20 protein-coding genes and 1 tRNA gene are annotated in these 24,639 nt (G+C 62.1%); 13 read left to right on the forward strand and 8 right to left on the reverse strand.

The window, feature by feature from the left end; genetic code table 11:
- Window positions 1-54: 54 nt before the first annotated feature.
- The 4 genes from yjfF to ytfQ form a co-directional block, all read right to left on the reverse strand.
- The gene (gene yjfF, locus JEQ47_RS05135; protein ID WP_198875296.1) at window positions 55-1,023 is read right to left on the reverse strand and encodes a galactofuranose ABC transporter, permease protein YjfF; all 969 of its coding nucleotides are present in this window, start codon (window positions 1,021-1,023) and stop codon (window positions 55-57) included.
- The gene (locus JEQ47_RS05140; protein WP_198875297.1) at window positions 1,020-2,018 is read right to left on the reverse strand and encodes an ABC transporter permease; all 999 of its coding nucleotides are present in this window, start codon (window positions 2,016-2,018) and stop codon (window positions 1,020-1,022) included. Before JEQ47_RS05140 ends, yjfF begins: the two co-directional genes overlap by 4 nt.
- Window positions 2,015-3,532: a sugar ABC transporter ATP-binding protein gene (locus JEQ47_RS05145; protein WP_198875298.1), complete on the reverse strand. Its 1,518-nt coding sequence runs from the start codon at window positions 3,530-3,532 to the stop codon at window positions 2,015-2,017. The genes JEQ47_RS05140 and JEQ47_RS05145 overlap by 4 nt, the downstream gene beginning before the upstream one ends.
- 165 nt (window positions 3,533-3,697) lie before the next feature.
- Window positions 3,698-4,669: a galactofuranose ABC transporter, galactofuranose-binding protein YtfQ gene (ytfQ, locus tag JEQ47_RS05150; RefSeq protein ID WP_328768211.1), complete on the reverse strand. Its 972-nt coding sequence runs from the start codon at window positions 4,667-4,669 to the stop codon at window positions 3,698-3,700.
- Window positions 4,670-4,922: 253 nt separating this feature from the next.
- Between ytfQ and JEQ47_RS05155 the strand changes: the two genes are divergently transcribed.
- A tRNA-Trp gene (locus tag JEQ47_RS05155) sits at window positions 4,923-4,998 on the forward strand.
- Window positions 4,999-5,047: 49 nt separating this feature from the next.
- On the opposite strand, the gene JEQ47_RS05160 is transcribed toward JEQ47_RS05155, so the two are convergent.
- Together JEQ47_RS05160 and JEQ47_RS05165 are read right to left on the reverse strand one after the other, a co-directional pair.
- On the reverse strand, window positions 5,048-5,449 hold the full coding sequence (locus JEQ47_RS05160; protein ID WP_198875299.1) for a superinfection immunity protein: 402 nt from the start codon (window positions 5,447-5,449) through the stop codon (window positions 5,048-5,050).
- A 304-nt stretch (window positions 5,450-5,753) separates the two neighbouring features.
- A complete protein-coding gene (locus JEQ47_RS05165) occupies window positions 5,754-6,023 on the reverse strand; it encodes a hypothetical protein (protein WP_198875300.1) in 270 nt (89 codons plus the stop codon).
- 257 nt (window positions 6,024-6,280) lie between these two features.
- Here JEQ47_RS05165 and secE point away from each other — a divergent pair, with 257 nt between their 5' ends.
- From secE to JEQ47_RS05210, 9 genes are all read left to right on the forward strand, one after another.
- Window positions 6,281-6,475: a preprotein translocase subunit SecE gene (gene secE / locus JEQ47_RS05170; RefSeq protein WP_198875301.1), complete on the forward strand. Its 195-nt coding sequence runs from the start codon at window positions 6,281-6,283 to the stop codon at window positions 6,473-6,475.
- A gap of 40 nt (window positions 6,476-6,515) precedes the next feature.
- On the forward strand, window positions 6,516-7,046 hold the full coding sequence (nusG, locus tag JEQ47_RS05175) for a transcription termination/antitermination protein NusG (protein WP_198875302.1): 531 nt from the start codon (window positions 6,516-6,518) through the stop codon (window positions 7,044-7,046).
- 109 nt (window positions 7,047-7,155) lie between these two features.
- Window positions 7,156-7,584 (forward strand): 50S ribosomal protein L11, encoded by a 429-nt coding sequence (gene rplK / locus JEQ47_RS05180; RefSeq protein WP_198875303.1) that lies wholly within the window; start codon window positions 7,156-7,158, stop codon window positions 7,582-7,584.
- Window positions 7,585-7,589: 5 nt separating this feature from the next.
- Window positions 7,590-8,282 (forward strand): 50S ribosomal protein L1, encoded by a 693-nt coding sequence (rplA, locus tag JEQ47_RS05185; RefSeq protein ID WP_198875304.1) that lies wholly within the window; start codon window positions 7,590-7,592, stop codon window positions 8,280-8,282.
- Window positions 8,283-8,740: 458 nt separating this feature from the next.
- Entirely contained in the window at window positions 8,741-9,259 is a 519-nt protein-coding gene (rplJ, locus tag JEQ47_RS05190) for a 50S ribosomal protein L10 (RefSeq protein ID WP_198875305.1), read from the forward strand.
- Between the two features lie 57 nt (window positions 9,260-9,316).
- On the forward strand, window positions 9,317-9,694 hold the full coding sequence (gene rplL / locus JEQ47_RS05195) for a 50S ribosomal protein L7/L12 (protein WP_198875306.1): 378 nt from the start codon (window positions 9,317-9,319) through the stop codon (window positions 9,692-9,694).
- 407 nt (window positions 9,695-10,101) lie between these two features.
- Entirely contained in the window at window positions 10,102-14,241 is a 4,140-nt protein-coding gene (gene rpoB / locus JEQ47_RS05200; protein ID WP_198875307.1) for a DNA-directed RNA polymerase subunit beta, read from the forward strand.
- A gap of 75 nt (window positions 14,242-14,316) precedes the next feature.
- Complete coding sequence (rpoC, locus tag JEQ47_RS05205) at window positions 14,317-18,501, forward strand: DNA-directed RNA polymerase subunit beta' (RefSeq protein WP_198875308.1); 4,185 nt, start codon at window positions 14,317-14,319, stop codon at window positions 18,499-18,501.
- 110 nt (window positions 18,502-18,611) lie between these two features.
- Window positions 18,612-19,055 carry a YdeI/OmpD-associated family protein gene (locus JEQ47_RS05210; RefSeq protein WP_198875309.1) on the forward strand — a complete coding sequence of 148 codons (444 nt, stop codon included), beginning with the start codon at window positions 18,612-18,614 and terminating at the stop codon, window positions 19,053-19,055.
- A gap of 3 nt (window positions 19,056-19,058) precedes the next feature.
- Here the strand turns inward: JEQ47_RS05210 and JEQ47_RS05215 are convergent, their stop codons facing one another.
- Both JEQ47_RS05215 and JEQ47_RS05220 read right to left on the reverse strand, forming a co-directional pair.
- Entirely contained in the window at window positions 19,059-20,153 is a 1,095-nt protein-coding gene (locus JEQ47_RS05215) for an NAD(P)-binding domain-containing protein (RefSeq protein WP_210337936.1), read from the reverse strand.
- A 99-nt stretch (window positions 20,154-20,252) separates the two neighbouring features.
- Window positions 20,253-21,095 carry an aldo/keto reductase gene (locus tag JEQ47_RS05220; RefSeq protein ID WP_198875310.1) on the reverse strand — a complete coding sequence of 281 codons (843 nt, stop codon included), beginning with the start codon at window positions 21,093-21,095 and terminating at the stop codon, window positions 20,253-20,255.
- A 527-nt stretch (window positions 21,096-21,622) separates the two neighbouring features.
- Here JEQ47_RS05220 and rpsL point away from each other — a divergent pair.
- The 3 genes from rpsL to fusA are packed head-to-tail and all read left to right on the forward strand — an operon-like array spanning window position 21,623 to window position 24,582.
- Window positions 21,623-21,994, forward strand: coding sequence for a 30S ribosomal protein S12 (rpsL, locus tag JEQ47_RS05225; protein ID WP_035080811.1), 372 nt, complete (start codon window positions 21,623-21,625; stop codon window positions 21,992-21,994).
- Between the two features lie 14 nt (window positions 21,995-22,008).
- A complete protein-coding gene (gene rpsG / locus JEQ47_RS05230) occupies window positions 22,009-22,479 on the forward strand; it encodes a 30S ribosomal protein S7 (protein ID WP_086469620.1) in 471 nt (156 codons plus the stop codon).
- 12 nt (window positions 22,480-22,491) lie between these two features.
- Window positions 22,492-24,582, forward strand: coding sequence for an elongation factor G (fusA, locus tag JEQ47_RS05235; protein ID WP_198875311.1), 2,091 nt, complete (start codon window positions 22,492-22,494; stop codon window positions 24,580-24,582).
- Window positions 24,583-24,639: the final 57 nt, after the last annotated feature.

Raw genomic sequence — 24,639 nt, forward strand, 5'->3', positions numbered from 1 at the left:
CTCAGCGCACGGGGTGGGGCGACAAGCCGCCCACACCCTCCGTAGACCAGACATCTAGGACGCTTTCTCTCCCTGTGCCGAGGCTGCGAAGATCAGCCGCTGCAGGACAATGAACAGGAACAAGAGCGCGCCGATGACGATCTTGGTCCACCAGCTCGACAGCGTCCCGTCGAAGATGATGTAGGTCTGCACCAGCCCGAGCAGCATGACGCCGATGAATGTGCCCAGGACAAAGCCGTAGCCGCCCGTCAGCAAGGTGCCGCCAATGACCACGGCGCTGATGGCATCGAGCTCGACACCCACTGCGGCCAGTGGATAGCCGGCCGATGTATAGAGCGAGAAGACGATTCCCGCCAAGGCGGCCAAGACCGAGGAGAGGGTGTAGACGGCGACGGTGGTGCGGGCCACGGGCACACCCATCAGCGAAGCCGAAACCGGATTGCCGCCCAGCGCATAGACATAAGAGCCGAACTTGGTGCGGTGTGCCACGAGCGCCCCGACGATGAAGACCGCGACCATGAGCAGGCCGATGAAACTGAGGCGTCCGCCGCCAGGCAGGCGGATGATGAGCTGGGAAATCCAGTCGTAGAATTCGTGATTGATGGGCACAGAATCCTGGGTGATGACCGAGGCGCCGCCGCGGGCGAGGAACATGCCGGCCAGAGTGACAATGAAGGCGGGCACTTGCAGGTAGTGGATGGCGAGGCCCATGACGCCGCCGAAAATCGCGGCAATGGAAAGCGCCAGGGCGAAGGCCGTGAGCGGATGCCAGCCGGCCCAGGAAATGAGCACGGCCACCAGCACGCCGGTGAAGCCGATCACTGCGCCGACCGAGAGGTCGATGCCGCCCGAGAGGATGACGAAGGTCATGCCGACGGCGGTGATGCCGAGAAATGCGTTGTCGGTCAGGAAGTTGCCCAGCACACGGGTGGAGAACATGGCCGGGAACTGCAAGACGGCCAGCGCATAGGCGATGGCGAAGATGACCGCGGTGGCCAGGAGGGGACGCAGGCTGCGGCTCATGAACGGGCCTCCCGGGCCGAGGTGCGCACCGGCACGATCCGGCTGGCCAGCGGCGACTGGATGATCAGCACCAGGAAAATCAGCGCCGCCTTGACGATGAGGTTGAATTCGGGCGGGAAGCCCGAGACGAGGATGCCGGTGTTCATGGCCTGGATGATGAGGGCGCCGACCACTGCCAGGGGTACGGAGAAGCGGCCGCCGAGCAGTGACGTGCCGCCGATGACCACCGCCAGGATGGCGTCGAGTTCGAGCCACAGGCCGGCATTGTTGGCATCGGCACCCCGGATGTCGCCGGCGACGATGAGGCCGGCGACCGCGGCGCAGAGGCCCGAAAGACCGTAGACAAGGAACAGCAGCATGCGGCTGCGGATGCCGGCGAGGCTCGCCGCCGCGCGATTGACGCCGACTGCCTCGATGAAGAGGCCGATCGCGGTGCGACGCACCAGCAGGGTGACCAGTATCATAAGGACGAGCGCTATCACCGCCGCCATGGGCAGGCCGAGGAAGGAGCCGGTGCCGATAAAGATCAACAGCGGATCGGTGAAGGTGACGATAAAGCCCTCGGTGATGAGCTGTGCGATGCCACGCCCGGCGACCATCAGCACCAGCGTGGCGACGATGGGCTGGATATCGAGTACGGCGACGAGGAAGCCGTTCCAGAGGCCGCAGACGAGGCCGACCGCGAGCGCGGCAGCGACGGCGACAGGTGCTGGATAACCGGCCACCACCATTGTCGCGGCCACCGCGCCCGCCATGGCCATCACCGCGCCGACCGAGAGGTCGACGCCTTTGGTGGCGATGACGCCCACCATGCCGATGGCGAGGATGGCCACCGGCGCGCCCCGGTTGAGGACATCGATGAGGCTGCCAAAGAGGCGACCGTCCTGCCAGGTGATGCGGAAGAAGTTGGGGAAGAGCAGCCAGTTGACCAGCAGCACGCCCACCAGGGCGAGCAGTTGTGGATTGGCCAGCCGAGTGAGAATGCGCCGCATCATGTCGACGGGCCCTCGCGATGGTTGGCGATCGCCTGGACGATGACGCCGGGATTGATGTTTTCGCCCGAGAGTTCGGCCACCATTTCGCGGTCGCGCATCACCACGATGCGCGAGGAATAGGCGACGACTTCGTCGAGTTCGGAAGAAATGACGACCAGGGCCAGGCCCTCGTCGCGCAGCCGGTTGATCGTGCGGACGATTTCGGCATGGGCGCCGACGTCGATGCCGCGGGTCGGCTCGTCAAGGATAAGAAATGCAGGGTCGGTCGCCAGCCAGCGCGACAGAATAACCTTCTGCTGGTTGCCACCGGACAGCAGCTTGATGGGCATGTCGAGCGAGGCGGCGCGTATATCCATGCTTTCGCCGAAGCGGCCGGCGATTTCCATCTGCTCGTCGCGGTTGAGGGCGCTGAACCAGCCCAGCTTACCCTGGAGGGCGATGATAATGTTCTCGCGCACGCTGAGGTCGCCGAAAATGCCTTCGGCCTTGCGATCCTCTGGACAGAAGCCGAAGCCGTGTCCGATGGCGTCGGTGGGGCGCGCGATGCTGGCCGGTTTGCCGGCGACCTTTACGGTGCCTTCGTCGGCGGCATCGGCGCCGAACATGATACGGGCCATTTCGGTGCGGCCCGAACCCAGCAGGCCCGCAACGCCGATGACCTCCCCCTTGTGGATGGTGAGATTGAACGGATGCACGCTGCGCTTACGGCCATAATTGGCAAAGTCGAGCAGGACTTCGCCCATAGGACGCGCGTCCTCGACGCCGGTGGCGCCGGAGAAAGCGACGTCCTTGCCCAGCATCAGGCGGACGACGTCCGTGCGGGTCATGTCGTCGAGGGCGCGGGTTTCCACCAGCTTGCCGTTGCGCAGGATGGTCACCCGGTCGGCGATGGCGAACACCTGGTCGAGGAAATGGGTGATGAAGACGATGGCAAGCCCATGGGCCTTGAGATCGCGAATAATCTCGAAGAGGCGTTCGACCTCGTTGCGGTCGAGGCTGGCGGTGGGTTCGTCGAGGATGAGCACCTTGCCCGACAGTTCGACGGCGCGGGCAATGGCGACGATCTGCTGGACGGCCACCGAATGGGCGCCGAGTTCGCTCGATGGATCGATGTCGAGCCCGTAGCGCTTGAGAATGAGACGGGCGTCCGCCTCCATCTTGCGGCGCCTGACGAGGCCGAAGCGGGTCGGCTGGTGGCCGAGAAAGAGGTTTTCCGCCACGGAGCGGTTGGGCAGGAGGTTGACCTCCTGGTAGACGGTGCCGATGCCGTGAGCCTGGGCCTGCTGGGGATTGTCGAGATGCACCTGCGCACCGGCCGCAAGGACCGTGCCGCCATCAGGCTGGTAGGCGCCGGTCAGGATCTTGATCAGTGTCGACTTGCCGGCGCCATTTTCGCCGAGCAGGGCGTGGACTTCCCCGGCACGCAGGCCGAAATCGACAGCGTCCAACGCCACGTGGTTGCCGAAAATCTTGACGATGCCGCGCGCTTCGAGCGCGTATTCACTGCTGCTCATTGCCCTCTCCCCCCAGGGTACCCCCACCCTTGGTCCCTCCCCACAAGGGGGAGGGAGACGATGAACACAAAGCTGCGGTCTTTCGCCTCCCTCCCTTGGATGGGGAGGGAATGAGGGTGGGGTGGGGCCACACTAACCGGCCCCACCCCCAAACACCTATGGTCTTTAGTAGCCGAGGCCCTTGCGGCGTTCGTACTCACCGGCCGGATCGTCAGCAGCGGTATAGAGCTTGGATTCGGTGATGATGAACTTTTCCGGCTCGGTACCATTGGCCCAGTAGGCGGCCAGGGCGTCGAAGGCGGGGCCGGCCATGTTCGGGGTCAGTTCGACCGTGGCATTGGCTTCGCCGGCGGCGATGGCGGTGAAGATATCCGGAACGGCGTCGATGGAGACGACCAGGATATCCTCGCCCGGCTTGAGGCCGGCATCCTTGATGGCCTGGATGGCTCCGACGGCCATGTCGTCATTGTGGGCATAGACGGCGCAGATGTCGGCGCCGCCATTGGACGACTTGAGGAAAGCCTCCATGACTTCCTTGCCCTTGGAGCGGGTGAAGTCGCCGGTCTGGCTCTGGGTGATGGTGATGTTGGCGGCCGAGGCGATGCCTTCCTCGAAACCCTGCTTGCGGTTGATGGCCGGGCTGGAGCCCACGGTGCCCTGCAGTTCGACGACGTTGCACTCTTCGCCGGCCACTTCGTTGACCAGCCATTCGCCGGCTACGCGGCCTTCGAGCACCTGGTCGGAGGCGACCGAAGTCAGGTACAGGTCTTCGGGGGCGTCGATGCCGCGGTCGAGCAGGATCACCGGGATCTCGGCTTCCTTGGCTTCGGTCAGCACGTCGTCCCAACCGGTGGCGACAACCGGGGCGATGAGGATGGCGTCAACGCCCTGGGCGATGAAGCCGCGGATGGCCTTGATCTGGTTTTCCTGCTTCTGCTGGGCGTCGGCGAACTTGAGGTCGATGCCGCGTTCCTCAGCCTGCAGCTTGGTCACGGACGTTTCGGCGGCGCGCCAGCCCGATTCCGAGCCGATCTGCGAGAAGCCGATGACCTTGCCGGTCAGATCCTGTGCCAGGGCACCGGAAGACAAGGCGGTAACGAGGCCTGCCGCGAGGGCAAGCTTGGTGATGATGCTCACGATGGTATCCTCCCAATGTCCGCCCGGCGTATGCGCTTCAGGCGGTGAGAGGACGCTATATAAAGTACTATTATATGTAAAGTCGGAAAGTGCGGGGCCGGAATGTTTGCGCGGTGACGCTAACATGGTGAGCAAATTCAATGGGTTAGGAGAAAAGCGTTGGCGGCGGGGAAGACGCGACACCCTTTCCACCGTCCGTACAATGAGCCTCTTGCATCATGCCGGCTTTGCGATTAGACACAGCCTCGCCTGAAGGGGTTTAGCTCAGTTGGTAGAGCATCGGTCTCCAAAACCGAGGGTCGTGGGTTCGAGTCCCCCAGCCCCTGCCAGGCACTAAAATGGGATCGTCGAGCAGAGCTCCGATCAGTACAATACCAATCACGCTGCCTTTTGAGACAGGAAACGATCGATGATCGGGTCCCGCAGCCGGTGGTATTCGTCCTTGTCGATACCGCCTCGCTCGTAGACTTCCTTGAGCCGCGTCAGCATGAGCAGGACTTCCTCGTTGGAAGTGGTGGCCTGGCTCGGGGCGGGAGGAGGGACGGCTTCGGTGCGCAGGTCGATCTTGACCTTGGGCGTGAGGTCACCGCCGGCCACGCAGGCCCAGATCAACGACGCTACCCAGCCCAGGAAACTCCAGCCCAGTACGAGGTTGAGCGCGAAGATGGCCCAGCGATTCCGATGCCTGCGGCGGAATGCGATTATGGAGGGCACAAAGTAGAGGACGATCAGTGCCACGAAGAAAAATAAGGAGAGAATGCCAAAAATCGAAGTTGCCATAGATGGGCCTGCGTCCAAATGTGCCGGAGAACTGCTATGGGCAGGGTAGGTGGCTGCGGCTGAAACAATCGTAAATAGTTGAAGCAGAGAGATTTTTTCCTTACCGGCGCGTAAACGGATGCATCCGCCAGGTTGCGGGCAAAAAGACAAAAGGTTGGGGAAATAGGCCAGCCCCCGGTAGGGGTTGGGGAGTGCATGGGAACCGGGGACTGACGTTGGAGGTCGCAGGAGGCTAAGCCTGCGTTGTATCAACGACCGGGGCGGACAATGGTTGCTTGCGCGGGGAAGTAATTGTCGATCGCGACTATTCAGCCGCAGCGGGCAGGGCGCTGGCCAGGTGGCGCGCCTTGAGCTTGTTGAGCTGGTGCGCGGCGTGGGCGAGCAGGGCTGTGCGAGCCTGCTCGTGCGGGACGAGGCCGCAGTCGCTCTTCACCGGGAGGTTGAGACCATATTCGGTGACATTGCCCATGAATGCTTCGCGAATGCGGACGCGAACGGTACCGGTGAGGCGACCCTTGATGGTCCGGTGCGGACCAAAGTGCAGCAGCTGACAGCCGATAATCTCGAACGACATAGCCCCCTCCAAGAGCGCGCCGCCACATTCCGGGCACAATTCATCCAACGACATGGCCGCAAGACGCGCAAGAGAAATCGCTCGGGTTTTACACTTATACTTTACAGAAGGGTGAAATCGGCGGGTGCGGCGGGGTGAACGATTCTCCCCTGGCCCTGTTGCAATCCGTTTCCAAAGCCTCTAGATAGCCCGCTCTAGCCGTGCGGGATTCCTGCGCGGCCTTTGGTTTTGCACCAAGATATACGAGTTGAACGCCCATGGCCCGTACGAACCCCGTCCAGTTTCTCCAGCAGGTTCGCTCGGAAGTCAGCAAGGTCACCTGGCCCGGCCGCAATGAGGTGGTGATTTCCACCATCATGGTGCTGGTGCTGGTCATCCTCGCCAGCTTGTTCTTCCTCACTGCGGACCAGGTCATTTCCTGGCTCGTGTCCTTGATGCTGTCGATCCGCTAAGCGGATCCGTTATTAGATACAAGTGGAGCGGCGACCCTTTATGGCCAAGCGCTGGTACATCGTTCAGGCTTACTCGAATTTCGAGCGCAAGGTGGCGGAAGACATCCGCCTCAAGGTTGCGCAGAAGAAGCTCGAGCACCTGTTTGAAGACGTGATCGTGCCGACCGAGAAGGTCGTGGAGATCCGTCGCGGCCGCAAGGTGGACACCGAGCGCAAGTTCTTCCCGGGCTATGTCCTGGTGAAGATGGACATGACCGACGAGGCATTCCATCTCATCAAGAACACACCCAAGGTCACCGGTTTCCTCGGCGCGGACAACAAGCCGATGCCGATTTCGGAGCGTGAGGCCATGTCGATCCTGCAGCAGGTGCAGGAAGGCGTGGACCATCCCAAGCCCTCCGTCAGCTTCGAAGTGGGCGAAAACGTGCGTGTTTCGGACGGTCCCTTCGCCAGCTTCAACGGCGTCGTCGAAGAGGTGGACGAAGAACGCTCCCGCCTCAAGGTCGAGGTCTCGATTTTCGGGCGTCCCACTCCGGTGGAGCTCGAATACGGTCAGGTCGAAAAGGTCTGACCAAGGCGCCCGGGCAACCGGGCGAAACCCGTGGAAGGGGATGGCGCTTTGCCGGCGCCAGGAAACCGCACCACGGCTCAACTGCCTTAGGGCAAACAGAGGATAGAAAATGGCAAAGAAAGTCACTGGCTACGTCAAGCTGCAGGTTCCTGCCGGCTCGGCTACCCCGTCGCCCCCGATCGGCCCGGCCCTCGGTCAGCGCGGTCTGAACATCATGGAATTCTGCAAGGCGTTCAACGCCGCCACGCAGGAAATGGAAAAGGGTTCGCCCATTCCGGTCGTGATCACCGCCTATGCCGACAAGAGCTTCACTTTCGAGATGAAGCAGCCGCCGGTTACCTACTTCATCAAGAAGGCCGTCAACCTCAAGTCCGGCTCCAAGCTTCCGGGCAAGGAATCGGCCGGCACCATCACGACGGCCCAGCTGCGTGAAATCGCCGAGAAGAAGATGAAGGATCTCAACGCTGACGATATCGACGCCGCCGTGTCGATGATCGCCGGTTCCGCCCGTTCCATGGGCATCCAGGTCGAGGGCTGAGAATTATGGCAAAGATCGCAAAGAAGGTCGCCAAGGCCCGTGAAGGCATCGACCGCAACAAGCTCTACGGCCTCGAAGACGCCGTGAAGATGGTCAAGGCCCGCGCCTCCGCCAAGTTCGACGAAACCGTCGAAATCGCGATGAACCTGGGCGTCGACCCGCGTCACGCCGACCAGATGGTCCGCGGCGTGGTCAACCTGCCCAACGGCACCGGCAAGACCGTTCGCGTCGCCGTGTTCGCCCGTGGCGCCAAGGCCGACGAAGCCAAGGCCGCCGGTGCTGACATCGTCGGCGCCGAAGACCTGCTGGAAGTGATCCAGGGCGGCAAGATCGATTTCGATCGTTGCATTGCCACCCCGGACATGATGCCGCTGGTCGGTCGCCTCGGTAAGGTCCTGGGCCCGCGCAACCTGATGCCGAACCCCAAGGTCGGCACCGTGACCATGGACGTCAAGGGTGCCGTCGGTGCTGCCAAGGGCGGCGCCGTGGAATACCGCGTCGAGAAGGCCGGTATCATCCATGCCGGTATCGGCAAGGTGTCGTTCTCGGAAGAAGCGCTGCTGCAGAACATCAAGGCCTTCACCGACGCCGTCGTGAAGTCCAAGCCTGCCGGCGCCAAGGGCACCTACGTCAAGAAGGTCGCCGTTTCCTCGACCATGGGCCCCGGCGTCCATGTCGAGCCGGGTACCGCGCTTTAAGAGCAGAGCGCAAGCTCTGCGCGCACCGTGTGCCGCCCCGGGCTTGACCCGGGGGCCAATCACAGTTAGGTGCCGCGTTTAAAGTGGCCCTCGGATCAAGTCCGAGGGCGGCACGGTGAGTGATGATAGATCGCGCACCACGAATTCCGGACGGCCATGGCCGCCCGGTGTTTCAACCGGAAGTGGAGTGATCCGCTCGAGGTTGGAAAAGTCCTGTCCGAGACTGCCGGCCGGCGTCATGCCGTTAATTCCATCCGGAGCCAGCAATAGACGGGGTGAGACCCAATTCCGGGCCGAAAGGCTCACACGGGTTGCGGTTCGAACCTAAGCCAGTTGCCCCATGCGGGCACTCGGTTGGCAGGCACTAACCGTTGTTCCCCGGCCCGAACAGGGCAGGGGGCAGCAATTGGCAATGGTCCCTTGGCGGATGCCTCGGGGCTTATTTGTGGAGACTAGCTTTGGAAAGAGCGGAAAAGAGTGCAGTCATTGCCTCGCTCCAGGAAGCCCTCGCGGGCGCTGGATCGATCGTGGTTGCGCACAATACCGGCCTGACCGTCGCTGCGTTCACCGACCTGCGCGTGCAGGTCAAGAAGGCTGGCGGCAAGGTCAAGGTCGCAAAGAACCGCCTTGCCAAGCTCGCTCTGAAGGAAACCGATGTCGCTGACATTTCGGGCCTGTTCACCGGCCCGACCGTCATCGCCTATGCGGAAGATCCCGTCGCTGCGCCCAAGATCGCAGCGGCCTTCGCCGAGAAGAACCAGAAGTTCGTGATTCTCGGTGGTGCCATGGGTTCGACCGCTCTGGACGCCAATGGCGTCAAGGCGCTGGCGACCATGCCGTCGCTCGACGAACTGCGCGCCAAGCTCGCAGGCCTCGTCAAGCAGCCGGCACAGAACATCGCTTCCATCCTCGTGCAGCCGGGTGCGGGCATTGCTCGCGTCCTCAAGGCTCACGCGGAAAAGAGCGAAGCGGCGTAAGGCCGTTCCAAACTACCTCAACATTCGAAACCGAACCCAAACTGGAAAGAGTATAAAATGGCTGATCTCGCCAAACTCGTTGATGACCTCTCGGCCCTGACCGTTCTGGAAGCTTCCGAGCTGAGCAAGCTGCTGGAAGAAAAGTGGGGCGTCTCCGCCGCTGCTCCGGTTGCCGTCGCTGCCGCTGGCGGCGCTGCTGCCCCGGCCGCTGCTGCTGAAGAAAAGACTGAATTCGACGTGATCCTGGCCGCCTTCGGCGACAACAAGATCAACGTCATCAAGGAAGTCCGCGCCATCACCGGCCTCGGCCTCGGCGAAGCCAAGGCCCTGGTTGAAGGTGCTCCGAAGGCCGTCAAGGAAGGTGTCAACAAGGCTGAAGCCGAAGACATCAAGAAGAAGCTGGAAGACGCCGGCGCCAAGGTCGAACTCAAGTAAGTTCGACTTCGGTCTTGATTTTTGCGGGATGGCGCTTTATGTGCCATCTCGCTTTTCCGTTTCTGACGGAATGATTCGCCAGGGCCGATTGGATGGGTCCAGGCCCCAATTTGCGGAAATATATGACGATTTTGGATGTCGCGGGCAGTTCGAAGCCTCTGATGACCTCGCCGTGGGCTGTCCCTCGTGCGGGGCTTTAGTCGCTGATCACGTGTCTGTGAACCTGCTCATGGGGCTGTGAGCGGGTTCGTGTCGGCATCTGCAAAAGCCCCCTGAATTGACTACCAGGCATATATCCCGAGCGCCGACGGCTGATAGTCGGGTCTTTGGATATCTGCCTCCGAGACAAGCAAAAATGGAGCGCCGGCCGCAGGGCAGAGGCGCGACAACCAGAAACAGGAGCTTTCATGGCTACCACGTTCAACGGCCGCCGCAAGGTTCGCAAGTCCTTCGGTTCCATCCGCGAAGTCACGGAGCTGCCCAACCTCATCGAAGTCCAGAAGGCTTCGTATGATCAGTTCCTCCAGGTCGACGAGCCCAAGGGCGGTCGTCCGGAAGAAGGGCTGCAGTCCGTGTTCCGCTCGGTTTTCCCGATCACCGACTTCTCGAATACCGCCAGCCTCGAATTCGTGCGCTACGAATTCGAACAGCCCAAGTATGACATCGACGAGTGCCGTGCGCGCGACATGACGTTCGCTGCCCCGCTCAAGGTGACGCTGCGCCTGATCGTGTTCGAAGTGGACGAAGAAACCGGCGCCCGCTCGGTCAAGGACATCAAGGAGCAGGACGTCTATATGGGCGACATGCCCTTCATGACGCCCAATGGCACCTTTGTCGTCAACGGCACCGAGCGCGTCATCGTTTCGCAGATGCACCGTTCGCCCGGCGTGTTCTTCGACCACGACAAGGGTAAGACCCACTCGTCCGGCAAGCTGCTGTTCGCCGGCCGCATCATTCCCTATCGCGGTTCCTGGCTCGACATCGAATTCGACGCCAAGGACATCGTCTATGCGCGTATCGACCGTCGCCGCAAGATTCCGGTCACCTCGCTGCTCAAGGCGCTGGGCATGGATGCCGAGGAGATCCTCGACACCTATTACACCAAGCTGGAATACGAAAAGACCGAGAAGGGCTGGCGCGTTCCGTACGATGCCGAGAAGTGGAAGGGCGCCAAGCCGAGCCACGACCTGATCGACGCCAAGACTGGCGACGTCGTCCATGAAGGCGGCAAGAAGCTGTCGGCCCGCCAGGCCAAGAAGCTTGCCGAAAACGGCCTGACGCACCTGCTGGCGGTCGATGAAGACCTCTATGGCATGTATATCGCCGAAGACCTGGTGAACCTCCAGACGGGCGAAATCTATGCCGAAGCCGGCGACGAGCTCGACGAGAAGCTGCTGACGAACCTCGTCGGCAAGGGCTTTGACGAGCTGCCGATCCTCGACATCGACCACATCACCATCGGCGCCTATATCCGCAATACGCTGGCCGTGGACAAGAACGAGAGCCGTGAAGACGCCCTGTTCGACATCTACCGCGTCATGCGTCCGGGCGAGCCGCCGACCGTCGAAACCGCCGAAGCCATGTTCCAGTCGCTGTTCTTCGACAGCGAACGCTATGACCTGTCGGCCGTTGGCCGCGTCAAGATGAACATGCGCCTCGAGCTCGATGCGCCCGACACCATGCGCACCCTGCGCAAGGAAGACATCGTCGAAGTCGTCCGCACCCTGGTCGACCTGCGCGATGGCCGGGGCGAAATCGACGACATTGACAACCTGGGCAACCGCCGCGTCCGTTCTGTCGGCGAACTCATGGAAAACTCCTATCGCCTTGGCCTGCTCCGCATGGAACGCGCCATCAAGGAGCGCATGAGCTCGGTCGAAATTGACACGGTCATGCCGCAGGACCTGATCAACGCCAAGCCGGCCGCGGCCGCGGTGCGTGAATTCTTCGGTTCCAGCCAGCTTTCGCAGTTCATGGACCAGACCAACCCGCTCTCGGAAGTGGCGCACAAGCGTCGTCTTTCCGCGCTCGGGCCGGGCGGTCTCACCCGCGAACGCGCCGGTTTCGAAGTGCGCGACGTGCACCCGACCCATTATGGCCGTATCTGCCCGATCGAAACGCCGGAAGGCCCAAATATCGGTCTGATCAACAACCTGGCCACCTATGCCCGCGTCAACAAGTACGGCTTCATCGAGACTCCGTACCGCAAGATCGTCGACGGCAAGCTGACCGACGAGGTCGTCTACCTCTCGGCCATGGAAGAGGCGAAGCACTACGTCGCCCAGGCGAACGTGCAATTTGCCAAGACCCTGGAACTGCAGGACGACCTGGTCGTGGCGCGCCATGCCGGCGACAACGGCCTGACGCCCAAGGAAAACGTCGACCTGATGGACGTTTCCCCCAAGCAGATGGTGTCGGTTGCCGCTTCGCTGATCCCGTTCCTCGAAAACGACGACGCCAACCGCGCCCTGATGGGCTCGAACATGCAGAAGCAGGCTGTGCCGCTGCTGCGTGCCGAGGCTCCGTTTGTCGGCACCGGCATGGAGCCCGTCGTGGCCCGTGACTCGGGCGCCGCCATCGTGGCCAAGCGCACCGGTATCGTCGACCAGGTGGACGCCACCCGTATCGTTATTCGCGCAACGGAAGAAACCGATGCGTCGAAGTCGGGCGTCGACATCTACAACCTGATGAAGTTCCAGCGATCGAACCAGTCGACCTGTATCAACCAGCGTCCGCTGGTGGTGGTGGGCGACCACATCAATGCCGGCGACATCATCGCCGACGGCCCGTCGACCGAACTGGGTGATCTCGCCCTTGGCCGCAACGTGCTCGTCGCCTTCATGCCCTGGAACGGCTACAACTTCGAAGACTCCATCCTCCTGAGCGAAAAGATCGCGATGCAGGACGTCTTCACCTCGATCCACATCGAGGAATATGAAGTCATGGCCCGCGACACCAAGCTTGGTCCCGAGGAAATCACCCGCGACATTCCGAACGTTTCGGAAGAAGCGCTGAAGAACCTCGACGAAGCCGGTATCGTTCACATCGGTGCTGAAGTTCAGCCGGGCGACATTCTTGTCGGCAAGATCACCCCCAAGGGTGAATCGCCGATGACCCCGGAAGAAAAGCTTCTCCGCGCCATCTTCGGTGAAAAGGCTTCGGACGTCCGTGACACCTCGCTGCGCGTGCCCCCGGGCGACGCCGGCACCGTCGTGGAAGTGCGCGTCTTCAACCGTCATGGCATCGACAAGGACGAGCGCGCCATGGCCATCGAGCGCGAGGAAATCGAGCGCCTGGCCAAGGACCGCGATGACGAACAGTCGATCCTCGACCGCAACGTCTATGCCCGTCTCAAGGAAATGCTGTTCGGCAAGGCCGCGACCGCAGGTCCCAAGGGCTATGTCGTCGGCACCAAGCTCAATGACTCGATCTTCGAAGGCCAGCCGCGCTCCAAGTGGTGGCAGTTTGCCGTCGAAGACGACAAGGTCATGACCGAGATGGAAGCTCTCCATGCTCAGTATGAAGAGAGCCGTCGTCTGCTCGAGCAGCGCTTCATCGACAAGGTGGACAAGCTGCAGCGCGGTGACGAATTGCCGCCGGGCGTGATGAAGATGGTCAAGGTCTTCATCGCCACCAAGCGCAAGATCCAGCCGGGCGACAAGATGGCCGGCCGTCACGGTAACAAGGGCGTGGTTTCGCGCATCGTGCCGGTCGAAGACATGCCGTATCTCGAAGACGGCACGTCGGTGGACATCGTGCTCAACCCGCTCGGCGTGCCCTCGCGCATGAACGTCGGCCAGATCCTCGAAACGCACCTGGGCTGGGCTTGCGCCGGCATGGGCAAGAAGATCGACGAGATGGTCCGCGCTTACCATGCCAAGGGCGACCTCAAGCCGCTCCGCACGGAAATCCAGACGCTGTTCGCCAATGACGAGACCATCACCGATCTCGACGATGACGGCATGATCCGCCTGGGCGAGCACCTGTCGAAGGGTGTTCCGATCGCGACGCCGGTGTTCGACGGCGCCAAGGAAGCGGACATCGTCACCATGCTCGAGCGGGCAGGGCTGAAGTCCTCGGGCCAGTCGACCGTGTTCGACGGCCGTACCGGCGAACAGTTCGACCGCCAGGTGACCGTGGGCTACATCTACATGCTCAAGCTCGATCACCTCGTGGACAACAAGATCCACGCGCGCTCGATCGGCCCGTACTCGCTCGTTACCCAGCAGCCGCTGGGCGGCAAGGCGCAGTTCGGCGGCCAGCGCTTCGGCGAGATGGAAGTGTGGGCCCTCGAAGCGTATGGCGCCGCCTATACGCTGCAGGAAATGCTCACCATCAAGTCGGACGACGTGGCGGGCCGTACGAAGGTCTACGAGGCCATCGTGCGCGGCGACGATACTTTCGAAGCGGGTATCCCGGAAAGCTTCAACGTTCTGGTCAAGGAAATCCGGTCGCTCGGTCTCAATGTCGAACTCGACATGCGGGAAGAGCCGGAAGCCAGCCAGGCCGAAGCGGAGCTCGCACCTCCTCAGGAAGCGGCGGAATAATCCGGCACTTCCTACCCCCATTCACTTCCTGAGGGAGCGGGCGCTGCCCCTCCCGACGGAAAGAGGAGAGAATTGATGAACCATCATTCCCACGTCATGGACCCGTTCAACCCGGCCGTCCCCGTGCAGACTTTCGATCAGATGAAGATCTCGATCGCGAGCCCCGAGAAGATCCTTTCGTGGTCCTACGGCGAGATCAAGAAGCCCGAGACCATCAACTACCGCACGTTCAAGCCCGAGCGTGACGGCCTGTTCTGCGCGCGTATCTTTGGCCCCGTGAAGGACTACGAATGTCTTTGCGGCAAGTACAAGCGCATGAAGTTCAAGGGCGTCATCTGCGAAAAGTGCGGTGTGGAAGTCACCCTGAGCCGCGTTCGCCGCGAGCGCATGGGTCATATCGAACTGGCCGCTCCGGTCGCTCACATCTGGTTCCTGAAGTCGCTGCCGAGCCGCATCGCCCTGCTGCTCGACATGACGCTCAAGGATATCGAGCGCATCCTCTACTTCGAGAACTACGTCGTTCTCGATCCCGGCCTCACGCCCTTCACCCAGCATGAACTGCTGACCGAAGAGCAGTTCCTGGATGCCCAGGACGAGTATGGTGCCGACAGCTTCACCGCCAAGATCGGCGCCGAAGCCATCCGCGAAATCCTGCTCGCGCTCGATCTGGAAAAGATCGCGGCGGACCTGCGCGTGGAAATTGCCGAGTCCACCACGGAACTTAAGCCCAAGAAGCTCGCCAAGCGCTTGAAGATCGTCGAGCAGTTCATCGTCTCGGGCAACAAGCCCGAATGGATGATCATGACCGTCATTCCGGTGATCCCGCCGGAACTGCGTCCGCTCGTTCCGCTCGATGGCGGCCGTTTCGCGACGTCCGATCTCAATGACCTCTACCGTCGCGTGATCAACCGCAACAACCGCCTGAAGCGCCTGATCGAACTGCGCGCGCCTGACATCATCATCCGCAACGAAAAGCGCATGCTGCAGGAAGCCGTCGACGCGCTGTTCGACAACGGCCGCCGTGGCCGCACCATTACCGGTGCCAACAAGCGTCCGCTGAAGTCGCTCTCCGACATGCTCAAGGGCAAGCAGGGCCGCTTCCGCCAGAACCTGCTTGGCAAGCGCGTCGACTATTCGGGCCGTTCGGTGATCACCGTGGGTCCGAACCTCAAGCTCCACCAGTGCGGTCTTCCCAAGAAGATGGCGCTCGAGCTGTTCAAGCCGTTCATCTACTCGCGCCTCGAAGCCAAGGGCTTCAGCTCGACGGTGAAGCAGGCCAAGAAGCTGGTCGAGAAGGAAAAGCCGGAAGTCTGGGATATCCTGGACGAGGTGATCCGCGAGCATCCGGTGCTGCTCAACCGCGCTCCGACGCTCCACCGCCTCGGCATCCAGGCTTTCGAGCCCATGCTGATTGAAGGCAAGGCCATCCGCCTGCATCCGCTCGTCTGCTCGGCCTTTAACGCCGACTTCGACGGTGACCAGATGGCCGTGCACGTTCCGCTGTCGCTCGAAGCGCAGCTGGAAGCGCGCGTGCTGATGATGTCGACCAACAACATCCTGCATCCGGCGAACGGCCAGCCGATCATCGTGCCGTCGCAGGACATCGTGCTGGGCCTCTACTATCTCTCCCTCATGAACGAGGGCGAGCCGGGCCAGGGCATGGCGTTCGGTTCCTATGCGGAACTCGAGCACGCGCTCGACAACAAGGTCGTCACGCTGCACACCAAGATCAAGGCACGCGTTCCCGCCTGGGATGCGGATGGCAAGCAGACCACCGAGATCGTGGAAACGACCCCGGGCCGCATGCTGATCGGCCAGATCCTGCCGCTCAATCCGGCCGTGCCGTTCGCGACCGCGAACCAGCTCATGACCAAGAAGATGATCTCCAAGATGATCGACACCGTGTATCGCGGTTGCGGCCAGAAGGAGACGGTCATTTTCTGTGACCGCGTCATGCAGCTCGGTTTCAAGAACGCCTGTGACGCCGGCATCTCGTTCGGCAAGGACGACATGGTTATCCCGGCGTCCAAGTACACGATCGTGGAAGAGACCCGGAAGCTGGTCGAGGAATTCGAGCAGCAGTACAATGACGGCCTGATCACCCAGGGCGAAAAGTACAACAAGGTCGTCGACGCCTGGGCCAAGTGCGGTGACGCCGTTGCCGAGAAGATGATGGACGCCATCCGTACCGTCCAGATCGATCAGGAGACCGGTCGTCAGAAGCCGATCAACTCGGTCTACATGATGAGCCACTCCGGTGCTCGCGGTTCGCCGGCCCAGATGAAGCAGCTCGCCGGTATGCGCGGCCTGATGGCCAAGCCCGACGGATCGATCATCGAGACGCCGATCACCGCGAACTTCAAGGAAGGCCTCAACGTTCTCGAGTACTTCAACTCGACCCACGGCGCCCGCAAGGGTCTCGCCGACACCGCGCTCAAGACCGCGAACTCGGGTTACCTGACCCGTCGTCTCGTGGACGTGGCGCAGGACGCGATCATCGTCGAGGTCGATTGCGGTACCGATCGTGGGCTCACCATGGAAGCGATCGTCGATGCCGGCCAGGTTGTGGCCTCGCTCGGCCAGCGTATCCTGGGCCGTACCACTGCGGACGATGTGTTCCATCCGATCTCGGGTGACCTCATCGCTCCCAAGGGCACGCTGCTCGAGGAAAAGCATGTCGACGTGATCGAAGAGGCCCGCATCCAGTCGGTCCGCATTCGTTCGCCGCTGACCTGCGACATGCGCCAGGGCTGCTGCGCCGCCTGCTACGGCCGTGACCTTGCTCGCGGTACCCCGGTCAATATCGGTGAAGCGGTCGGCGTCATCGCCGCCCAGTCCATCGGTGAACCCGGTACCCAGCTCACCATGCGTACCTTCCACATCGGCGGTACGGCACAGGTGGTCGACAGCTCGTTCCTGGAATCGGGCGCCGAAGGCAAGATCGAGGTTCGCAACTCGAACCTGGCTACCGTCGAAGGCGGCAAGCAGGTCGTCATGGCCCGTAACGTCGCTCTCGCCGTGGTCGATGCCGATGGCAAGGAACGCGTGATTCACAAGGTGACCTACGGCTCCAAACTCCTGGTCAAGGAAGGCGACATGGTCCGCCGTGGTCAGCGCCTGGCCGAATGGGATCCGTACACCCGTCCGATCCTGGCCGAAGTCGAAGGCGAAGTGCTGTTCGAAGACCTCGTGGATGGTGCTTCCGTTGCGGAAAACACCGACGAAGCGACCGGCTTCACCAAGCGCGTGGTCATCGACTGGCGCGGCAACCAGCGTGGTGAAGGCCTCAAGCCCGCGCTCGCCATTGCCCGCGGCGGCGCCGTGGCCAAGGTGGAACGTGGTGGCGACGCCCGTTACCTGCTCTCGGTCGACGCGGTTATCGCGGTCGAGCCGGGCGAGAAGGTTGCTCCGGGTGACGTCCTGGCCCGTATTCCGCTGGAATCGGCCAAGACCAAGGACATCACCGGCGGTCTGCCGCGTGTGGCCGAGCTGTTCGAAGCCCGCCGTCCGAAGGATCACGCCATCATCGCCGAGATCGATGGTACTATCCGCTTCGGCCGCGACTACAAGAACAAGCGTCGCGTCATCATCGAGCCGACCGAGGAGGGTGCCGATCCGGTCGAGTACCTGATCCCGAAGGGCAAGCCGTTCCATCTCCAGGAAGGCGACACCATCGAGAAGGGTGAATATATCCTCGACGGCAACCCGGCGCCGCATGACATTCTGGCCATCAAGGGCGTGGAAGAGCTTGCTCGTTACCTCGTCAACGAAATCCAGGAAGTCTACCGCCTGCAGGGCGTGTTGATTAACGACAAGCACATCGAAGTGATCGTTCGCCAGATGCTGCAGAAGGTCGAGATCGTGGAACCCGGTGACTCCGGCCTGCTCAAGGACGAGCAGCTCGACAAGCTGGACTTCGACGAACTCAACGACCAGCTCGTGGCCGAAGGCAAGAAGCCGGCGACCGCCAATCCGGTGCTGCTCGGCATCACCAAGGCATCGCTGCAGACCCGTTCCTTCGTGTCGGCTGCCTCGTTCCAGGAAACCACCCGCGTTCTCACCGAAGCGGCGGTTTCCGGCAAGGCCGACCTGCTCGAAGGTCTCAAGGAAAACGTCATCGTCGGCCGCCTCATCCCGGCCGGTACCGGTGCCGGTATCTCCCAGGCCAAGCAGATCGCCGCCAAGCGCGACGATCTCATCCTGGAAGAACGCCGCCGCCAAGCCGAGACGGTGCAGCTCTCGGCGCCGGCCGCCGAGTAAGCGTTCGCACATGCGTATTGGGGAAGGGGCCTTCGGGCCCCTTTTTCTTTGCCTTGTCGATAGGTGGCCACGCGGTTCGTCGCTAAGGTGAGTTGATTGAGGAGGCTGCCATGAAGTTCACCACCACCATTTTTCTCGATGGCAACAATACCGGTATCGAGGTGCCGCCGGAGGTGGTGGAGCAATTGGGTGGCGGCAAGCGTCCGGCGGTTCATGTCACGGTGGCCGGCTTTTCCTATCGATCGACCGTGGCGCCGATGGGCGGCAGATATCTCATTCCGCTCAGCGCCGCGCGGCGGGCCGAAGCCGGCGTGAAGGGAGGGGATCAAGTCGAGGTGGAGCTGACGCTCGACGCGACGCCGCGGGAGGTCGAGGTGCCGCCGGACCTTGCCGCGGCCCTGGCGGAAGATCCGAAGGCGAAGGCGTTCTTCGAGGCGCTTTCCTATAGCAACCAGCTCAAGCACGTGCTTTCGGTCACCGACGCGAAGACCCACGAGACGCGGCAGAAGCGGATCATCAAGGCGATGGAAACGCTGGCTGTCGGCAAGAAGTAGGGGCTAGCTCGCCAATCCCAGGAAGCTCGTGAGCTCCCTTGCCGCAGCAGCGCCGGCACGATTGGCACCGATGGTCGAGGCCGAAGGGCCGTAGCCAACCAGATGCACGCGCGGATCCTTGGCCACCTGCGTGGCGAGGCGTCCGGTCATGACGATGCCGCCGCTGTCCTCGCGAAGCTGCAGCGGGGCGAGGTGATCGAGCGCGCTGCGAAATCCGGTGCACCAGAGGATCACATCCACGGCCAGTTCCGTGCCGTCCTCCCAGCGCACGCCGGCGGTGGTGATTTCGGAGAACATCGGCAGGCGCTCAAGCGCGCCGCGTTTGCGCATCGCCTCGACGGCCGGGGTGACCGGCAGGCCGGTGACCGAGACGACAGCGCGCGGCGGCAGGCCGGCGCGCACCCGCTCCTCCACCATGGCGACTGCCGCCCGACCGGCTTCCTCGTCGAATGGTCCTTCGCGCCAGCGGGGTGGGGTGCGGGTGACCCAGGTCGTCTGTGTGACCTGGGAGATCTGGTCGAGCAACTGGATGGCAGAGATGCCGCCGCCGACGATAAGAACATGCTTGCCGGCGAAATCATCCGCGCTTCGGAAATCGCGGGTGTGCAGGGTCTGGCCTGAGAATGTGTCCGCTCCCGGATAGGTAGGGATGTAGGGATTTTCCCAAGTGCCGGTGGCATTGATGATGGCGCGGGCCGAAAACAATCCTCGGTCGGATTCCACGCGCAGTCGCTCGCCGCGATCGCACACGACGTTGACGGCTGCCGGGCGCAGGACCTCAAGCCCGAAGTGATCTTCATAGGCCGCGAAGTAATGCGGCACGGCGACCGAGGCGCGCACGGTTTCGTCGGTGCCGGCATAGTCGGCAAAGCCGAGACCGGGCAGATCGTGCACGCGATTGACGGTGCTGAGGGTGAGGGAGGGCCAACGATACTGCCAGGCGCCGCCTGGGCTGGGCGCACGATCGAGGACGATGAAGTCCTTGCCCGGCTGCAGGCCCAGCTTTTTCAGGTGATAGGCCGAACTCAATCCAGCCTGGCCTGCGCCGATGACGACGATGTCGAGTTTGAGCGCGGCGCGCAGGGCAGGGGTGGGCAAGGTTGATAGGCTCCGGATCGGTTTCGGACCATATCACAGGACAAAAGGAAACCGACCCGGCTTGAGCGCGGGTCGGCGGAGCGGTACGGCGAGGGCAGGTTAGAACAGCTCGTTATTGTCGTTGGGCTGGGGCAGGGTCTTGCCATCGCGGCGATCGAGGCCGTCGATGCGGGTGATGTCGTCGCTCTCGATCGTGAAGTCCCAGACGTCGAAATTCTCGACGGCGCGCTCCGGCTTGCTGCTCTTGGGCAGCACGATGAGGTTCTGCTGGAGATGCCAGCGGATCATCACCTGGGCCGGCGACTTGCCATATTTCTCGCCCAGCTCCACCAGCAGCGGATTGTCGAGGAGCTTGGAGTCCTTGCCGCCGAGCGGGCTGTAGCACTCGATCTGGATGTCCTTGTCGCGATGGAATTCGCGGATGTCGCGCTGCTGCCAGGCCGGGTGCAGCTCGAGCTGGTTGACGGCCGGGACCACCCCGGTCTCGTCGATGATGCGCTTGAGGTGTTCGGGCAGGAAGTTGGACACGCCGATGGATTTCACCTTGCCCTGGTTCCTGGCCTCGATCAGCGCCTTCCAGGTATCGACGTAGCGATCGTGGGCCGGGGCGGGCCAGTGGATCAGGAAGAGATCGAGATGGTCGAGCCCGAGGCGCTCAAGGGATTGGTCGAGCGAGCGCAGGGCACTGTCATAGCCCTGATGGCTGTTGCGCAGCTTGGAGGTGACGAAAAGCTGGTCACGCGAGACCGAAGCGTCCTTTATGGCTCGGCCCACACCCGCCTCGTTGTCATAGCCCTGCGCGGTATCGATATGGCGGTATCCGGCATCGATGGCGGCGCCGACAACGCGCGGAGCATCGGCCTCGTCCAGCCGCCAGACGCCGAAGCCGAGCTGGGGAATCGTCTTGCCGTCATTAAGGGGGATGGTGGGATAGTCAGTCATCGAATGCACCTCTTTGGATCTCGTGCCCCAACGATGCGAGTTCGCGTCTGGCTCCACACCGGGACCCATTGCACCAAGAAAATCCGAGTGAGGCGAACGGATTTTTCACTATCCGTCCAGTTTGTCGTCCGGTATCGGAAGGGGTGATCCCTCCAGAACGCAAGGCTCTCCTTCGGATTTTTCACGAAAGAATCCTTGACGGGGCGAGTCATCGGCTCTAAACAGCGCCTACCTTAGCGGTCGGTCGTGATTGTCACACCGGGTCCCTGCCACCTCGCGCGGGAATCCAGGACGATCAAACACACTGTCGGGTAGTTAGACGAAGCAAATCCTTGTGCGCATGACTGCTGCCGAAAGGCGGGTGGTCCGCTGCAATTGGGGCGCTGCCGAATCCTCCGGGATATCGGGCATGCGCCGCTTTGGTTTGCTTGTGTAGACCGCACTGCGCGCCTCAAGGGGCGTGAATTTAGTACTGGAGCCGGACGCATGGCGGATGGCTCCGAATTTTGGACGATGGAAAGAGCGCAATGCCCACCATTAATCAGCTGATCCGCAAGCCACGCGCCAGCAAGCCAAAGCGGAACAAGGTTCCGGCCATGGAAGCCAACCCGCAGAAGCGCGGCGTTTGCTCCCGTGTGTACACCACGACCCCCAAGAAGCCGAACTCGGCTCTGCGCAAGGTTGCCAAGGTTCGCCTGACCAACCAGCGCGAAGTGATTTCGTACATCCCGGGCGAAGGTCACAATCTGCAGGAGCACTCCGTTGTGCTCATCCGCGGCGGTCGCGTGCGCGATCTGCCGGGCGTTCGCTACCACGTGCTCCGCGGTGTCCTCGACACGCAGAGCGTGAAGGACCGCAAGCAGCGCCGGTCCAAGTATGGCGCGAAGCGTCCGAAGTAAGGAGATATTGAGCGATGTCCCGTCGTCACCGCGCCGAGAAGCGTGAAGTCATCCCTGATCCCAAGTTCGGCGATCTGGTCGTTTCCAAGTTCATGAATTCGCTCATGAAGGACGGCAAGAAGTCGGCTGCCGAGTCGATCGTCTATGGTGCTTTCGACATCGTCGAGACCAAGACCAAGCAGGACCCGATCACCGTTTTCCACGGCGCCCTGGACAATATCCGTCCCGCCGTCGAAGTGCGTTCGCGCCGCGTTGGTGGTGCGACCTACCAGGTTCCGGTGGAAGTCCGTGCCGACCGTCAGCAGGCCCTGGCCATCCGCTGGCTCATCGAATCCGCCCGCAAGCGCGGCGAGAACACCATGCGTGAGCGCCTCTCGGGCGAACTCATGGACGCGATGAATGGCCGTGGTCAGGCCGTCAAGAAGCGCGAAGATACGCACCGTATGGCTGATGCCAACCGTGCCTTCTCGCACTACCGCTGGTAGTAGGAGCGCCCCATGGCACGCGAATACCCGATCAATCTCTATCGTAACTTCGGCATCATGGCTCACATCGATGCTGGCAAGACGACCACGACCGAACGCATCCTCTACTACACCGGCAAGTCCCATAAGATCGGCGAAGTCCATGACGGCGCCGCTACCATGGACTGGATGGAGCAGGAGCAGGAACGCGGCATCACCATTACGTCGGCCGCTACGACCACGTTCTGGAAGGACCGCAACGGTACCCAGCACCGCTTCAACATCATCGACACGCCCGGCCACGTGGACTTCACCATCGAAGTCGAGCGTTCGCTCCGCGTGCTCGACGGTGCCGTCGCGCTGCTCGACGCCAATGCCGGCGTCGAACCGCAGACCGAAACCGTCTGGCGCCAGGCCGACAAGTACCACGTTCCGCGTCTGATCTTCGTCAACAAGATGGACAAGATCGGTGCGGACTTCTACCGCTGCGTCGAAATGATCGGCACGCGTCTGGGCGCCAAGGCAGTCCCGGTGCAGCTTCCGATCGGCGCCGAGAACGAGTTCAAGGGCGTCGTCGATCTCATCGAGATGAACGCCATTGTCTGGCGTAACGAAGAGCTGGGCGCCCAGTGGGATGTCGTCGAGATCCCGGCCGACCTCAAGGACAAGGCCGCGAAGTATCGCGAAGCCATGATCGAGGCCGCCGTCGAAATGGACGACGCCGCCATGGAAGCCTATCTCGAAGGCGAAATGCCGAACAACGACACCATTCGTCGTCTGCTCCGCAAGGGCGTCATCGAGACCAAGTTCTTCCTGATCTTTGCCGGCTCGGCCTTCAAGAACAAGGGCGTGCAGCCCCTGCTCGACGGCGTGATCGACTTCCTGCCGTCGCCGATCGACGTGCCCGCCATCCAGGGTATCGACGCCAAGACCGAAGAAGTCATCGAGCGTCATGCCGACGACAACGAGCCGCTCTCGATGCTGGCCTTCAAGATCGCCAACGACCCGCACATGGGCTCGCTGACCTTCTGCCGCATCTATTCGGGTCACCTCGAAGCCGGTGCGCAGCTGGAAAACACCGTGAAGGGCAAGCGCGAACGCGTCGGCCGCATGTTCCAGATGCACGCCAACAGCCGCGAGCAGATCACGGAAGCCTATGCTGGTGACATCGTCGCCATCGTCGGTCTCAAGGACACCACCACCGGTGACACCCTGTGCCCGTCGAACTCGCAGGTCATCCTCGAGCGCATGATCTTCCCGGAACCGGTCATCGACATCTCCGTCGAGCCGAAGTCCAAGGCCGACCAGGAAAAGATGGGCCTTGCCCTCAACCGCCTGGCCGCCGAAGATCCGTCGTTCCGCGTCAAGACCGACGAAGAATCGGGCCAGACCATCATCTCGGGCATGGGTGAACTTCACCTCGACATCATCGTCGACCGCATGCGCCGCGAGTTCAAGGTCGAGGCCAATGTCGGCCAGCCGCAGGTTGCTTACCGTGAAACCATCACGCGTAAGACCGAGAAGGACTACACCCACAAGAAGCAGTCGGGTGGTTCGGGTCAGTTCGCCCGCATCAAGTTCACTGTCGAGCCGGGTGAAGTCGGCAAGGGCCTCGAATTCGTCAACGCCATCGTTGGCGGTGCCGTGCCGCGTGAATACGTTCCCGGCGTCCAGAAGGGTCTGGAATCGGTCATGGGCGCAGGCCCGCTGATCGGCTTCCCGGTCGTCGACGTGAAGGTCACCCTCACCGACGGTGCCTACCACGACGTGGACTCCTCGGTCCTGGCGTTCGAAATCGCAGCCCGCGCGGGTTTCCGCGAAGCCCTGCGTGAAGCCGGTCCGAAGATCCTCGAACCGATCATGAAGGTTGAAGTTACGACGCCGGATGAGTACATGGGCGACGTCATCGGTGATTTGAATTCCCGTCGTGGGCAGATCCAGGGCACTGAAAGCCGTGGTGTGGTCCAGGTCGTGAACGCATTTGTGCCGCTTGCCAACATGTTTGGTTATGTGAATTCGCTCCGGTCGATGAGCCAGGGTCGCGCGAACTATTCGATGGTGATGGATCACTACGAGCAGGTTCCGCAGGCTGTCGCCGACGAAGTCCAGGCCAAGTACGCCTAAAAACAGCGCAAGCTACTAAACTCAACTGAATGTCGGCGATTGCGCTGACGAATTTGG

Source organism: Devosia sediminis (assembly GCF_016411825.1).
Taxonomy (GTDB): domain Bacteria; phylum Pseudomonadota; class Alphaproteobacteria; order Rhizobiales; family Devosiaceae; genus Devosia; species Devosia sediminis.

Bases quoted from the DNA above. Each gene is read 5' to 3' on its own strand.
- yjfF (WP_198875296.1), bottom strand. From the start codon at position 1,023: ATGAGCCGCAGCCTGCGTCCCCTCCTGGCCACCGCGGTCATCTTCGCC.
- JEQ47_RS05140 (WP_198875297.1), bottom strand. From the start codon at position 2,018: ATGATGCGGCGCATTCTCACTCGGCTGGCCAATCCACAACTGCTCGCC.
- JEQ47_RS05145 (WP_198875298.1), bottom strand. From the start codon at position 3,532: ATGAGCAGCAGTGAATACGCGCTCGAAGCGCGCGGCATCGTCAAGATT.
- JEQ47_RS05160 (WP_198875299.1), bottom strand. From the start codon at position 5,449: ATGGCAACTTCGATTTTTGGCATTCTCTCCTTATTTTTCTTCGTGGCA.
- JEQ47_RS05165 (WP_198875300.1), bottom strand. From the start codon at position 6,023: ATGTCGTTCGAGATTATCGGCTGTCAGCTGCTGCACTTTGGTCCGCAC.
- secE (WP_198875301.1), top strand. From the start codon at position 6,281: ATGGCCCGTACGAACCCCGTCCAGTTTCTCCAGCAGGTTCGCTCGGAA.
- nusG (WP_198875302.1), top strand. From the start codon at position 6,516: ATGGCCAAGCGCTGGTACATCGTTCAGGCTTACTCGAATTTCGAGCGC.
- rplK (WP_198875303.1), top strand. From the start codon at position 7,156: ATGGCAAAGAAAGTCACTGGCTACGTCAAGCTGCAGGTTCCTGCCGGC.
- rplA (WP_198875304.1), top strand. From the start codon at position 7,590: ATGGCAAAGATCGCAAAGAAGGTCGCCAAGGCCCGTGAAGGCATCGAC.
- rplL (WP_198875306.1), top strand. From the start codon at position 9,317: ATGGCTGATCTCGCCAAACTCGTTGATGACCTCTCGGCCCTGACCGTT.
- rpoB (WP_198875307.1), top strand. From the start codon at position 10,102: ATGGCTACCACGTTCAACGGCCGCCGCAAGGTTCGCAAGTCCTTCGGT.
- rpoC (WP_198875308.1), top strand. From the start codon at position 14,317: ATGAACCATCATTCCCACGTCATGGACCCGTTCAACCCGGCCGTCCCC.
- JEQ47_RS05210 (WP_198875309.1), top strand. From the start codon at position 18,612: ATGAAGTTCACCACCACCATTTTTCTCGATGGCAACAATACCGGTATC.
- JEQ47_RS05220 (WP_198875310.1), bottom strand. From the start codon at position 21,095: ATGACTGACTATCCCACCATCCCCCTTAATGACGGCAAGACGATTCCC.
- rpsL (WP_035080811.1), top strand. From the start codon at position 21,623: ATGCCCACCATTAATCAGCTGATCCGCAAGCCACGCGCCAGCAAGCCA.
- rpsG (WP_086469620.1), top strand. From the start codon at position 22,009: ATGTCCCGTCGTCACCGCGCCGAGAAGCGTGAAGTCATCCCTGATCCC.
- fusA (WP_198875311.1), top strand. From the start codon at position 22,492: ATGGCACGCGAATACCCGATCAATCTCTATCGTAACTTCGGCATCATG.